The sequence below is a fragment of the Candidatus Pantoea floridensis genome (genome assembly GCF_900215435.1).
Taxonomy (GTDB): Bacteria; Pseudomonadota; Gammaproteobacteria; order Enterobacterales; family Enterobacteriaceae; genus Pantoea; species Pantoea floridensis.
The window spans coordinates 2,332,949-2,346,557 of sequence record NZ_OCMY01000001.1; the positions used below are offsets into that span (position 1 = coordinate 2,332,949).

The 13,609-nt window shown below is 52.2% G+C and carries 10 protein-coding genes, 1 tRNA gene and 3 rRNA genes; 4 read left to right on the plus strand and 10 right to left on the minus strand.

All coding sequences use genetic code 11. From position 1 onward, the window contains the following. Positions 1–121 precede the first annotated feature (121 nt). The 4 genes from CRO19_RS11025 to rrf (CRO19_RS11040) all read left to right on the plus strand — a co-directional run bounded on the left by CRO19_RS11025 (position 122) and on the right by rrf (CRO19_RS11040) (position 3,591). Positions 122–3,028: ribosomal RNA gene (locus tag CRO19_RS11025) — 23S ribosomal RNA — on the plus strand. Between the two features lie 208 nt (positions 3,029–3,236). Next, positions 3,237–3,352: ribosomal RNA gene (gene rrf, locus CRO19_RS11030) — 5S ribosomal RNA — on the plus strand. Between the two features lie 14 nt (positions 3,353–3,366). Further along, positions 3,367–3,442: transfer RNA gene (locus CRO19_RS11035), tRNA-Thr, on the plus strand. A 33-nt stretch (positions 3,443–3,475) separates the two neighbouring features. Continuing rightward, positions 3,476–3,591 (plus strand): 5S ribosomal RNA (rrf, locus tag CRO19_RS11040). A gap of 172 nt (positions 3,592–3,763) precedes the next feature. On the opposite strand, the gene CRO19_RS11045 is transcribed toward rrf (CRO19_RS11040), so the two are convergent. The 10 genes from CRO19_RS11045 to CRO19_RS11090 form a co-directional block, all read right to left on the minus strand. Then, entirely contained in the window at positions 3,764–4,525 is a 762-nt protein-coding gene (locus CRO19_RS11045; protein WP_097095847.1) for an amino acid ABC transporter ATP-binding protein, read from the minus strand. Between the two features lie 8 nt (positions 4,526–4,533). Next, the gene (locus CRO19_RS11050; protein WP_097095848.1) at positions 4,534–5,634 is read right to left on the minus strand and encodes an amino acid ABC transporter permease; all 1,101 of its coding nucleotides are present in this window, start codon (positions 5,632–5,634) and stop codon (positions 4,534–4,536) included. Between the two features lie 15 nt (positions 5,635–5,649). Next, positions 5,650–6,828 carry an amino acid ABC transporter permease gene (locus tag CRO19_RS11055; protein ID WP_097095849.1) on the minus strand — a complete coding sequence of 393 codons (1,179 nt, stop codon included), beginning with the start codon at positions 6,826–6,828 and terminating at the stop codon, positions 5,650–5,652. Between the two features lie 66 nt (positions 6,829–6,894). After that, on the minus strand, positions 6,895–7,920 hold the full coding sequence (locus CRO19_RS11060; protein WP_097095850.1) for an amino acid ABC transporter substrate-binding protein: 1,026 nt from the start codon (positions 7,918–7,920) through the stop codon (positions 6,895–6,897). Positions 7,921–8,462: 542 nt separating this feature from the next. Beyond that, positions 8,463–8,759 (minus strand): DNA-binding transcriptional regulator Fis, encoded by a 297-nt coding sequence (gene fis / locus CRO19_RS11065; RefSeq protein WP_007891954.1) that lies wholly within the window; start codon positions 8,757–8,759, stop codon positions 8,463–8,465. A 24-nt stretch (positions 8,760–8,783) separates the two neighbouring features. After that, positions 8,784–9,749 (minus strand): tRNA dihydrouridine synthase DusB, encoded by a 966-nt coding sequence (dusB, locus tag CRO19_RS11070; protein WP_097095851.1) that lies wholly within the window; start codon positions 9,747–9,749, stop codon positions 8,784–8,786. A gap of 311 nt (positions 9,750–10,060) precedes the next feature. Beyond that, on the minus strand, positions 10,061–10,762 hold the full coding sequence (locus tag CRO19_RS11075) for a carbonic anhydrase (protein WP_097097639.1): 702 nt from the start codon (positions 10,760–10,762) through the stop codon (positions 10,061–10,063). A 219-nt stretch (positions 10,763–10,981) separates the two neighbouring features. Beyond that, a complete protein-coding gene (gene prmA / locus CRO19_RS11080; RefSeq protein WP_097095852.1) occupies positions 10,982–11,863 on the minus strand; it encodes a 50S ribosomal protein L11 methyltransferase in 882 nt (293 codons plus the stop codon). Positions 11,864–11,874: 11 nt separating this feature from the next. Beyond that, positions 11,875–13,320, minus strand: coding sequence for a sodium/pantothenate symporter (gene panF / locus CRO19_RS11085; protein ID WP_097095853.1), 1,446 nt, complete (start codon positions 13,318–13,320; stop codon positions 11,875–11,877). Further along, entirely contained in the window at positions 13,310–13,552 is a 243-nt protein-coding gene (locus CRO19_RS11090) for a YhdT family protein (protein WP_097095854.1), read from the minus strand. Before CRO19_RS11090 ends, panF begins: the two co-directional genes overlap by 11 nt. Positions 13,553–13,609 lie beyond the last annotated feature (57 nt).

Genomic DNA, 13,609 nt, shown 5'->3' on the forward strand with positions numbered 1-13,609 from the left:
CAAGCTGAAAATTGAAACGACGTGTTGGTTCATTTCTCCGTAATAAGAAATGAATAACAACATGTTCGAGTCTCTCAAATGCTTACAGTCTGCAGCGTTGCAAAACGCCTGTGGGTTGTGAGGTTAAGCGACTAAGCGTACACGGTGGATGCCCTGGCAGTCAGAGGCGATGAAGGACGTGCTAATCTGCGTAAAGCGTCGGTAAGGTGATATGAACCGCTACAGCCGACGATGTCCGAATGGGGAAACCCGGTGCACTCAGTGCATCATCGCAACATGAATACATAGTGTTGCGAGGCGAACCCGGGGAACTGAAACATCTAAGTACCCGGAGGAAAAGAAATCAACCGAGATTCCCCCAGTAGCGGCGAGCGAACGGGGAGCAGCCCAGAACCTGAATCAGTTTGTGTATTAGTGGAAGCGTCTGGAAAGTCGCACGACACCGGGTGATAGTCCCGTACACGAAAGTGCACATTCTGTGAGTTCGAAGAGTAGGGCGGGACACGTGGTATCCTGTCTGAATATGGGGGGACCATCCTCCAAGGCTAAATACTCCTGACTGACCGATAGTGAACCAGTACCGTGAGGGAAAGGCGAAAAGAACCCCGGCGAGGGGAGTGAAACAGAACCTGAAACCGTGTACGTACAAGCAGTGGGAGCCTCATTTATGGGGTGACTGCGTACCTTTTGTATAATGGGTCAGCGACTTATATTCTGTAGCAAGGTTAACCGTATAGGGGAGCCGCAGGGAAACCGAGTCTTAACTGGGCGTTAAGTTGCAGGGTATAGACCCGAAACCCGGTGATCTAGCCATGGGCAGGTTGAAGGTTGGGTAACACTAACTGGAGGACCGAACCGACTAATGTTGAAAAATTAGCGGATGACTTGTGGCTGGGGGTGAAAGGCCAATCAAACCGGGAGATAGCTGGTTCTCCCCGAAAGCTATTTAGGTAGCGCCTCGTGAACTCATCTCCGGGGGTAGAGCACTGTTTCGGCTAGGGGGCCATCCCGGCTTACCAACCCGATGCAAACTGCGAATACCGGAGAATGTTATCACGGGAGACACACGGCGGGTGCTAACGTCCGTCGTGAAGAGGGAAACAACCCAGACCGCCAGCTAAGGTCCCAAAGTCATGGTTAAGTGGGAAACGATGTGGGAAGGCACAGACAGCCAGGATGTTGGCTTAGAAGCAGCCATCATTTAAAGAAAGCGTAATAGCTCACTGGTCGAGTCGGCCTGCGCGGAAGATGTAACGGGGCTAAACCATGCACCGAAGCTGCGGCAGCGACGCGTATGCGTTGTTGGGTAGGGGAGCGTTCTGTAAGCCGTTGAAGGTGGCCTGTGAGGGTTGCTGGAGGTATCAGAAGTGCGAATGCTGACATAAGTAACGATAAAGCGGGTGAAAAGCCCGCTCGCCGGAAGACCAAGGGTTCCTGTTCAACGTTAATCGGAGCAGGGTGAGTCGACCCCTAAGGCGAGGCTGAAAAGCGTAGTCGATGGGAAGCAGGTTAATATTCCTGCACTTGGTGTTACTGCGAAGGGGGGACGGAGAAGGCTAGGTTATCCGGGCGACGGTTGTCCCGGTTTAAGCGTGTAGGCTGACACCTTTGGTAAATCCGGGGTGTCTTAAGGCTGAGGCGTGACGACGAGCCACCACGGTGGTGAAGTAACTGATGCCCTGCTTCCAGGAAAAGCCTCTAAGCTCCAGGTAACACGAAATCGTACCCCAAACCGACACAGGTGGTCAGGTAGAGAATACCAAGGCGCTTGAGAGAACTCGGGTGAAGGAACTAGGCAAAATGGTGCCGTAACTTCGGGAGAAGGCACGCTGGCGCGTAGGTGAAGGGACTTGCTCCCGGAGCTGAAGCCAGTCGAAGATACCAGCTGGCTGCAACTGTTTATTAAAAACACAGCACTGTGCAAACACGAAAGTGGACGTATACGGTGTGACGCCTGCCCGGTGCCGGAAGGTTAATTGATGGGGTTATCCGTAAGGAGAAGCTCTTGATCGAAGCCCCGGTAAACGGCGGCCGTAACTATAACGGTCCTAAGGTAGCGAAATTCCTTGTCGGGTAAGTTCCGACCTGCACGAATGGCGTAATGATGGCCAGGCTGTCTCCACCCGAGACTCAGTGAAATTGAAATCGCTGTGAAGATGCAGTGTACCCGCGGCAAGACGGAAAGACCCCGTGAACCTTTACTATAGCTTGACACTGAACATTGAGCCTTGATGTGTAGGATAGGTGGGAGGCTTTGAAGCGTGGACGCCAGTCTGCGTGGAGCCAACCTTGAAATACCACCCTTTAATGTTTGATGTTCTAACGTAGGCCCGTAATCCGGGCTGCGGACAGTGTCTGGTGGGTAGTTTGACTGGGGCGGTCTCCTCCCAAAGAGTAACGGAGGAGCACGAAGGTTGGCTAATCCTGGTCGGACATCAGGAGGTTAGTGCAATGGCATAAGCCAGCTTGACTGCGAGAGTGACGGCTCGAGCAGGTGCGAAAGCAGGTCATAGTGATCCGGTGGTTCTGAATGGAAGGGCCATCGCTCAACGGATAAAAGGTACTCCGGGGATAACAGGCTGATACCGCCCAAGAGTTCATATCGACGGCGGTGTTTGGCACCTCGATGTCGGCTCATCACATCCTGGGGCTGAAGTAGGTCCCAAGGGTACGGCTGTTCGCCGTTTAAAGTGGTACGCGAGCTGGGTTTAGAACGTCGTGAGACAGTTCGGTCCCTATCTGCCGTGGGCGCTGGAGAATTGAGGGGGGTTGCTCCTAGTACGAGAGGACCGGAGTGAACGCACCACTGGTGTTCGGGTTGTCATGCCAATGGCACTGCCCGGTAGCTAAGTGCGGAAAAGATAAGTGCTGAAAGCATCTAAGCACGAAACTTGCCCCGAGATGAGTTCTCCCTGACCCCTTGAGGGTCCTGAAGGGACGTTGAAGACTACGACGTTGATAGGCCGGGTGTGTAAGCGCAGCGATGCGTTGAGCTAACCGGTACTAATGACCCGTGAGGCTTAACCTTACAACGCCAGAGGCGTTTTGATGAGAGAGACCAGAGATTTTCAGCTTGTTTTACCGGATAAAGAATTAGCAGAAACGAAAGATTTTGCGCTGAGGCGAGGCGCCGACCGAGACGATGAGAGGGAGCATACTGAAGTATGTGACCGAACAGCGCGAGGAAGAGCAACGCGGCATCAGTGAAAAATAGTCGTTTCGTGCACCAAGATTTGCCTGGCGGCTTTAGCGCGGTGGTCCCACCTGACCCCATGCCGAACTCAGAAGTGAAACGCCGTAGCGCCGATGGTAGTGTGGGGTCTCCCCATGCGAGAGTAGGGAACTGCCAGGCATCAAATTTAGCGTGCTGATATGGCTCAGTTGGTAGAGCGCACCCTTGGTAAGGGTGAGGTCCCCAGTTCGACTCTGGGTATCAGCACCAGTTATAGGCATGAGTTCGGTTTAAAAGAATTTGCCTGGCGGCTTTAGCGCGGTGGTCCCACCTGACCCCATGCCGAACTCAGAAGTGAAACGCCGTAGCGCCGATGGTAGTGTGGGGTCTCCCCATGCGAGAGTAGGGAACTGCCAGGCATCAAACACAGAAGCCCTGAACATTTGTTCAGGGCTTTTTTGTATGCGCAAATCAACGTGAACGACGTGTGACGTGTAATGTAGCGATTTCACAGTGGCGAAAACGCTGGTACTGAACATAAAAAAGCCTCTGCACCAGGCAGAAGCTTATTCGTGTCTAACTCGCTAAATATTAATGAATAACCTGAGATAAAAACGCCCGTGTGCGCTCGGAACGTGGGTTTGCAAAGAACTCCAGCGGCGGCGCCTCTTCCACTATTTCACCGCGATCCATAAAGATCACCCGATCCGCCACGGTGCGCGCAAAACCCATTTCATGGGTAACGCATAGCATGGTCATGCCATCTTCTGCTAAGCCAATCATCGTATCGAGCACTTCTTTTACCATCTCTGGATCGAGCGCAGATGTTGGCTCATCAAACAGCATAATTTTCGGTTTCATACAGAGTGAACGGGCAATTGCCACACGTTGCTGCTGACCACCAGAAAGTTGGCCAGGAAACTTATGCGCATGCTCAGCGATGCGCACCCGCTGCAAGTAGTGCATGGCTAACTCTTCGGCTTCTTTCTTCGGCATTTTACGCACCCAAATTGGTGCCAGCGTACAGTTTTGCAGCACGGTAAGATGCGGAAAAAGGTTGAAATGCTGGAACACCATACCCACTTCGGTACGAACACGTTCAATATTGCGCACATCCTGATTCAGATGGATGCCATCAACCACGATGCGCCCTTGCTGATGCTCTTCCAGATGGTTAATGCAGCGGATGGTGGTCGATTTGCCCGACCCAGAAGGTCCGCACAGCACGATACGTTCGCGAGGTTTTACCTGCAGATTAATATCTTTTAGTACATGGAATTGGCCGTACCATTTATTCACGTTTTCAAGTGTAATCATCATGGCATCAGCCGCATTAGTCATAGTTTGTGTCATGTTAAACCTCAGTGCGATGCACGCCCGGTGTGAAAACGCTTCTCCAGATACTGGCTATAGCGCGACATGCTAAAACAGAAAATCCAGTAAACCATGGCAGCAAAGACATAGCCTTCCGTCGACATCCCCAGCCAGGTTGGGTCGACGGTGGCTTGCTGCACACTACTGAAGAGATCGAATAGGCCGATAATGATCACTAAGCTGGTATCTTTAAACAGCGCAATGATGGTATTCACCAGCCCAGGAATGGTGAGCTTGAGCGCCTGCGGTAAAATCACCAACGCCTGCATTTTCCAATATCCTAATGAAAGCGATTCAGCCGCTTCATACTGGCCCTTAGGCAATGCCTGCAAACCGCCACGCACCACCTCCGCGACATAAGCGGACTGGAACAAAATGACACCAACCAACGCGCGCACCAGTTTGTCGATAGTGGTGCCCTCCGCCATAAACAGCGGTAGCATCACCGAAGACATAAACAGCACGGTAATCAGCGGTACGCCGCGCCAGAACTCAATGAAAATGACTGATAATGTGCGCACTACCGGCATTTCGGAACGGCGTCCCAGCGCCAGTAAAATGCCTAACGGCAATGCGCCGGCGATTCCTACTGAAGCGATTATCAGCGTTAACGTTAAGCCGCCCCACTGGCGAGTTTCTACACGCTCTAAACCGAAGTATCCGCCGTACATCAAGAACCAAACCACGATCGGATATACCACTGCCCAACAGGCGATATAACGGCCGCGGCGCGGCATTGCTTTGATAAACATCGGAATAATGGATAGCAAACCGAGCACCAGCGATAAATTGATGCGCCAGCGTAGCTCATGCGGATACAGCCCATACATAAACTGGCCAAAACGCGCATGGATGAACACCCAACAAGCGCCTTCTTTGGTGCAGTCCGCGCGCGTCTCGCCAATCCAGTTGGCTTGAAAAACCAGCCAGTTCAATGCCGGTGGGATCACATTCCAGATGAGCCAGATGCTGAACAGCGTCAGCAGCGTATTCAGCCAGCTGGAGAACAGATTTTTGCGCGCCCAAAGCCAACCCTTGCTGAGCGGATTGGTCGGAATCGGTGGGGTTTCGTGTGTGGTTATAGACATAATGATCCCGTTCTCTTAACGCTCAACCAGCGCAATTTTGCGATTGTAGAGGTTCATCAGCAGCGAAATGATCAGGCTGATAATCAGGTAAACCGCCATGGTAATCGCGATGGTCTCAATCGCCTGCCCGGTTTGGTTCAGCACGGTGCCGGCAAATAGCGAGACCATATCTGGATAACCGATGGCGGCCGCCAATGATGAGTTTTTCACGATATTGAGATACTGACTGGTGAGGGGAGGAATGATCACCCGCATCGCCTGCGGAATAATAACCTGACGCATGGTGACGGGATTAGGCAAGCCAAGTGAACGTGCCGCTTCATTTTGACCATGTGGTACCGACTGAATCCCTGCGCGAATCACTTCGGCGATAAACGAAGAGGTATAGACCGACAGCGCCAACGTTAATGCGGCGAGTTCGGGTATCATCACGAAGCCACCGCGGAAATTAAATCCGCGCAGTTCCGGTACATCCCAATGCATCGCAGCGCCGAACAAGGTATGTGCAATCAGCGGCAGCAAAACAATTAACCCCACCGCAGCTGGCCAGGTACGGCGAAGTTGCCCGGTTTTAAGCTGATGTTTACGGTTGAAGCGGAACAGAGCTACGCAACACAGTACCGCCAGCGCTAGCGCGATCAGGAACGGCCAGGTACCGGGCGCGTATTCGGGCCAGGGAATATACAAACCTCGATTACTGACGAATGCGACATCAAAGGCATTCAATGCCTGACGGGGGCCGGGCAGATTACGCAACACCGCAAAGTACCAGAAAAAGATTTGCAGTAGCGGTGGGATATTACGGAACGTCTCGATATAAATGTTGGAAAGCTTACGCAGCAGCCAGTTCTCGGACAGACGTGCAAGGCCGATAGCAAAGCCCAGGATAGAGGCAAACACAATACAAAGCGCGGAAACCAGCAGGGTATTGGTTAACCCCACCATAAATACGCGGGCGTAGGTGTCGCCTTCAGAGTAATCGATCAGGTGTTGGACAATGCCAAAACCGGCACTGCGATCAAGAAATCCGAAGCCGGAAGTAATGCCACGATTGGCCAGATTGATTACCGTGTTGTGAATTAAATATCCCACCACAGCAAGCACGGCCACAATCGCGATGATCTGGTAAAGCCAGGCGCGAACCGTAGGATTACCGAACGAAAAATCCCTCTTTACGGTTGGGCGTTGCGACATGTTAAAACCTCAGTGAAGATTACGCGTGGGCACCGCAGGATGCGGCGCCCGACTGGCAGGACTGAATTAGCGAACGGGAGGAGCGTACTGGATGCCGCCCTGATTCCAGAGCGCATTCTGGCCACGCGCGATTTTCAGTGCGCTGTCTTTACCAACGTTACGATCAAACACTTCCTGATAGTTGCCGACTTGTTTAATGATGTTGTAAGCCCACTTATTATCGAGCTTCAGGTCTTTACCGAAGTCGCCTTCTGCACCTAACAGGTGAGCCATATCAGGAGTGGTAGGTTTAGCGGCCATGTCATCAACATTTTTCGAGCTGATGCCCATCTCTTCAGCGTTCAACATCGCGTACAGCGACCATTTCACGATGGTGAACCAATCGTCATCACCGCGGCGAACGACTGGGCCCAGCGGTTCTTTAGAGATAACTTCGGGCAGTACCACGAAATCGTCTGGCTTGCCGAGTTTGATGCGCAGCGCATACAGCTGTGACTGGTCAGAAGAGAGGGTATCGCAGCGACCGCTGTCGAGCGCCTTAGCGGATTCGTCAGAACGATCGAAGGTTACTGGCGTATATTGCATTTTGTTGGCTTTGAAGTAGTCAGCCACGTTGAGCTCGGTATCGGTACCAGCCTGAATACATACGGTTGCACCATCCAACTCTTTAGCACTTTTCAGGCCAGCTTTCTTGTGGGTCAGGAAACCGATGCCGTCGTAATAGTTCACGCCAGCAAACAGGAAGCCCATACCGCCATCGCGGGAAGACGTCCAGGTGGTGTTGCGCGACAGGATATCCACTTCACCAGACTGCAGTGCAGTAAAGCGCTCTTTAGCGGTCAGCGGGGTATATTTCACTTTGGTTGCGTCACCAAATACGGCAGCGGCGGCCGCACGACATACATCCACATCGATACCGGTGAATTTGCCGTTGGAGTCAGCGTAAGAGAAGCCCGGCAGGCCATCGCTGATGCCGCATTGTACAAAACCTTTTTTCTTAATGGCATCCAACGTGGTGCCAGCGTGCGCTTGTTGAGCAACAGCGAATAGCGAAGCTGCAGCGACCAGGGTGGAAAGCATCATCTTTTTCATAAAGCATCCTGTGTGGCGATATCGTGTGTTGTTATGTTTGCACGCACTTTACTGTGCGCTTTTTTATGTCTGTGGTGGTTAGCCATCCACAACTCTGCAAACCTGATGCCAGGTTTGCAGAATCCTGAATTCTCTGGAAAGATCTTTTAATAAACGGAAGCACTCAGAATATTCTGGCTAATATGGCGCACCAAAAGGCAGCATGACGAGACGACACGATCACAAATAGTGCAAAAAGTTTCACTATGTGGAAGCAGTGTGAGCTAACGCTCAGGATAGAATGTATACGTTGACGTGCTTACGGTTGAACCGGTTGATGATCACAGGGAAAGCGGCCTGCAGAGCAAGAAGAGTAGGAATATGCGGGTGACGATGAACGAATGATGAGTCGCTAAGAGGGAGGAAATATCACCGATGCGATTGCAACTATCGTTACCATTATGGTGACAATTGTTTCATGCGTTGTTAACGTTATGCAATCATCATTCAGCGCAAACAAAAACGCCAGCCCTAAGGCTGGCGTTATCGCAGCAACGAACAAATTAGTTCATGCCGTATTTTTTCAGCTTCTTACGCAGAGTACCACGGTTGATACCCATCATCAGAGCTGCACGGGTCTGGTTGCCACGGGTGTACTGCATCACCATGTCCAACAGAGGCTGCTCAACTTCAGCCAATACCAGCTCATACAGATCACTCACATCCTGACCATTCAGTTGAGCAAAGTAGTTCTTTAATGACTGTTTTACCGAATCACGCAGTGGCTTTTGTGTCACCTGATCCTGAGAGTTAACGGTAGAAACGGTGAGTACGTCAGAATTTACGCGTTGTTCGAACATAGTTCTATCAGCTCTTTATTTCGTTTACGCAAGATTTTCGAAGTATGCCTCCAACGCCTCCAGCTGTTCGCTGGCATCCTCTATGGCGTTGAATGTGCGCCGAAACTGGTCATCAGGAGCACTTTCCTGCAAATACCAGGAAACGTGTTTTCGGGCAATACGGTATCCTTTGCGCTGACCGTAAAAGTCGTGCAGCTCCCGTATATGTCCAATCAGCATTTGCTTGACTTCAGCCATCGGCTTCGGTGCCAGCAGCTCCCCTGTGTCCAGATAATGCTGGATTTCCCGGAAGATCCACGGTCTTCCCTGAGCGGCACGGCCAACCATAAGAGCATCGGCTCCGGTATAGTCGAGCACCGCTCTGGCTTTATGCGGGTCAGTAATGTCACCATTCGCGATAATTGGAATGGAGACGCTCTGCTTAACTGTCCGAATGCTGTCGTATTCAGCAAATCCCTCAAACAAACAGGCGCGTGTGCGGCCATGAATGGTGAGAGCCTGAATGCCACAGCGTTCAGCCAATTGGGCAATCTCTACACAATTACGATTTTCTTTGTCCCAGCCGGTGCGAATCTTCAGCGTAACCGGTACATCCACTGCATTCACTACCGCGGTGAGAATCGACTCCACCAGTTGCGGATGTTGCAGCAGCGCTGAACCTGCCATCTTACGATTCACTTTTTTGGCCGGGCAGCCCATGTTGATATCGATAACCTGCGCGCCAGACGCCACATTAATGCGCGCGGCAGCAGCCATCTCATCAGGATCGCAACCGGCAATCTGCACGGCACGAATACCGGGCTCGTCACTATGCACCATACGCAAACGGGATTTGTCACTGGCCCAAACTTCCGGGTTAGATGACAGCATCTCGGAGACAGTCATACCGGCACCGTTCTCATAACACAGGGTGCGAAATGGCTTATCGGATACTCCGGCCATAGGCGCAGCAATGAGTCGATTACGTAGCTGATGATGTCCAATGCGCATGAAAAAGAAGTGACCCTAACTGTTCGCAAGGCGGCGTATATTACGCATTTTTTCAGGAAGATGAAAGGCCAAACTTTGAACAATTCGCCGTTAAAGATCAAGGAAATCGGGCTTATAGGCTGCTTAGCGCTTATAAATACCTTTAATTCATGTACTTAAAAAAATATGCTGAAATTGTGAACAAAAGTTTTTCTAAAAACATGAGGAAAATCACAACATAAAAACCGCCACTTCTGGTAATTAGCCAAAGAAATGACGGCAATGTGATTATTAATTGAGCTAATTTAAAGGGGGATTGAGTACATCAACCCTCATTCTACAATCTGACGGCCATGTAATGGTTGCAGGGGGCGATTGTTACTGTGTTTCAAAGCCCGCTTAAAGGCGTCGAGCTGAGATTGAGACAGCATCACTGGCTGCTTCATTACTAGCCAGCGCAAACCCTCGGTACAAGGTGGCGTGGTAAGCGATCCGCTGAAGCGATAATAGTGGCGATCTTCCGGGAAAAGCGGCTTTAAATCCATACGCTCTTTCACCGCCACTTCCTGATTTTCCTGCATAGGCATGGCTGCGAGAATCGGATTCAGGGCCGTATTCTCTTTACCAACCTCAAACATCACGGCAATGACAGCCAACTCACCTTCATCATTGGCATGGACGAAATGCGCTTCGAGCGGGTAAGAATGGCTATCGATCTGGTTTTCACTCGGGGTGTGAAAGTGATACTGCATGAGATGGAAGGTTTCCCCGTCCAGTGTGAAGTCATCTTCATCTTTAACGTTCACCTGCAAAGTATGGCCGTTGTTCACCAGTTTTTCTGCTGCGGTGTGAAACTCCAGACTCAGTGGTGGCAGGTGGCCTGCAACGGTATCGCGGATATTAATCGGTGACTGAAACTTACCCTTATGGCAGGTTTGGTAATCCAGGCTCAGATCGCCCCAATGTTGCGGGCCCGCTTGGCCTTCATAGCTCCAGTGTGGAACTGAGTGAGGCACAGCAGCATGAGTAGCCATACTGAAAAACAGTACTGCGGCAAAGAAAGGGGTGGTTTTCATTCTCAATCTCTAACAAAGGGTACCGGCAAGCGGCGTGCAGTAGATAATACGTAGCACTACGAGAATGAAAACCTTGAAAAGCGGATTAAGGCAAAAACCAGACGAGGCTTAATCCTTAAACTATCAATTGGTTACATGCATGCCAGCGTATGCGTCTGGCATGCCTAACGCTGGGATCTAGCGACGTATGCCGGTAATGCGGCACCACTCTTCTTTCTCCGCTACCGGATCAAGATCGAACTGTTCCTCATAGGCTTCACACACGCCTGCCGCCTGGCTGGCTAGCACGCCCGATAAACCAAGATGACCACCCGCTTTCGGCAGCACGCTAATCAGCGGTGCCAACTCACGTAGCGGGCCTGCAAGGATGTTGGCGACCACGACATCCGCTTGTAGATTATCCGGTTGCTGGTGCGGCAGATAGAGTGCCAAACGCTCAGATACACCATTACGCTCGGCGTTATCGCGGCTGGCCTGAATGGCCTGTGGATCGATATCGATACCAATCGCCTGCGCGGCACCTAATTTCAGTGCGGCGATGGCAAGAATGCCGGAGCCACAGCCAAAATCAATCACCGTCTTGCCTTGCAGATCGAGCCCGTCGAGCCAGGTTAAACACAGCGAGGTAGTGGGATGGGTGCCCGTACCGAACGCCAGGCCCGGATCCAGCATCACATTGACGGCATTAGGATCGGGTACATCGCGCCAGCTTGGGCAGATCCATAAACGCTCACCGAAGCGCATTGGGTGGAAGTTATCCATCCATTCGCGCTCCCAGTCTTTATCTTCGATCTGCTCGATCTTGTGACGGAACGCGGATCCCAGCAGCGGGTGCTGGCTCAGCTCAGCCACTACATCGCTCATCTCGGTTTCGGCGTCGAACAGGCCGATGACATCGGTATCACCCCACAAGAGCGTTTCACCTGGCAGCGGCTCATAAACCGGATTGTCATGCGTGTCCTGGAAAGTGACCGATACGGCACCCACATCCATCAGCGCATCGCTTAAGGTTTCGGCGTTAGCGCCGGTGCTGTTAATTTTGATTTGAATCCAAGGCATAGCGTTTCTCTTTATTCCAGTGCCGCAGCGCGTGCTTCGGGCGTGCGGCCAAACAGATTACCTACCAGGAAGGCCAGCAGGCTTAAGATCAGGGAAGGAACGATCGGATGGAAACCCCACCATTCAATATTCAGGCTAGCTAACAGCGTGTAGCAACTGGCACCGACCAGCATGCCGCTGATCGCGCCGGTTGAGTTGGCTCGTTCCCAGTACAAACCCAGCACCAGCGGCCACAGGAATACCGCTTCAAGTCCACCAAATGCCAGCAGATTTAACCAGATAATCATATCCGGTGGATTCCACGCCGCCAGCAGCAGCAGAACGCCGAGCACAAACGTGATGGTGCCTGATAACATGCGCAGCCGCGCCTCGTTTTCACTGTGTTGCGGCGCAATACGCAGGTAGAGATCTTTGATTAGCGTAGCGGAGGATTGCAGCAGCTGCGCATTAATGGTCGACATAATAGCCGCCATCGGTGCTGCCAGAAAGACGCCTGCAGCCATCGGCGGTAGCACGGTGATCATCAGTGTGGGTATCACGCGATCGGGAATGGTGAGATCGGGCAAAATCACACGTCCCAGCGCACCAGCCAGATGCATGCCGAACATCAGGATCACCACCACGATGGTGCCAAGCACAATGCCGCGATGCATGGCTTTGCTGTCTTTATAAGAGATACAGCGCACGGCGGTATGCGGCAGGCCAATCACACCAAAACACACCAGCACAGCAAAGGAGCTGAGGAAGGTAGGGGTGATGACATTGCCGACGCCTTCCGGCGAAGTTAACTGCGGATCGATGTTGTGCAGTTTGGTTACCGCGCTTTCCAGCCCACCTGCATGGTGGATCACCGCAAAAAGCAGCAGGAAGGTACCAATCAACATCACCAGGCCTTGCATGGCATCATTCAATACGCTGGCGCGGAAGCCGCCGAAAGCCGTATAGAGCGCGATGGTGCCGCCAAAGATCAGCAGGCCAGTGTCGTAAGGAATGCCCGCCGCCGTCTCCAGCAGACGTGCACCGCCGATGAACTGCACGGTCATCGCGCCGATAAACGCCACCAGCAAACTCAGGCTAGAGAGCCAGATCAGCAGCGTACTGCCATAGCGGCCATACAACATATCGTTGAGCGTGACGGCATTATAGCGTCGCGCCAGAATCGCGAACTTCTTCCCCAGCACGCCGAGCGAAAGCCAGACGGCGGGCACCTGAATCATCGCCAACAGGACCCAACCAAGGCCATATTTATAGGCAGCACCTGGGCCGCCAATGAATGAACTGGCGCTAATGTAGGTGGTGGTGATGGTCATGGCCAGCACAAAGCCGCCCATTGAACGGCTGCCAAGGAAGTATTCACTCAGGAAGTTGCCCTGACGCTGTTTGCGCATGGCAAATACCGACAGCGCGGCAATCAGCACCAGATAGGCCAGAAGTGGAAGGATGATTTCAGAGTCCATCGTTATCCTCCAGCGACATGTCGCGGAATAACACGCGCACCATCAGCCAACACAACACGATAAATAGCAGGGGAGCAAACATGCAGGAGAGCTCGAACCACCGCGGTAAGCCAAAGAAGCCAATGTCATTGCCGCCCAGCCAGGCAGACAATCCCCATACGGCGAGGTAGGCCAGCGTCAGATAAAACGACCAGCGCGCCTCTTTGTTCGCTTGCAAAAAACGCCAATCCATTATGCAACCTCAAAGGCAACAAAAATGAAAAAGGCCGGAGTTAACCGGCCTCTGCTT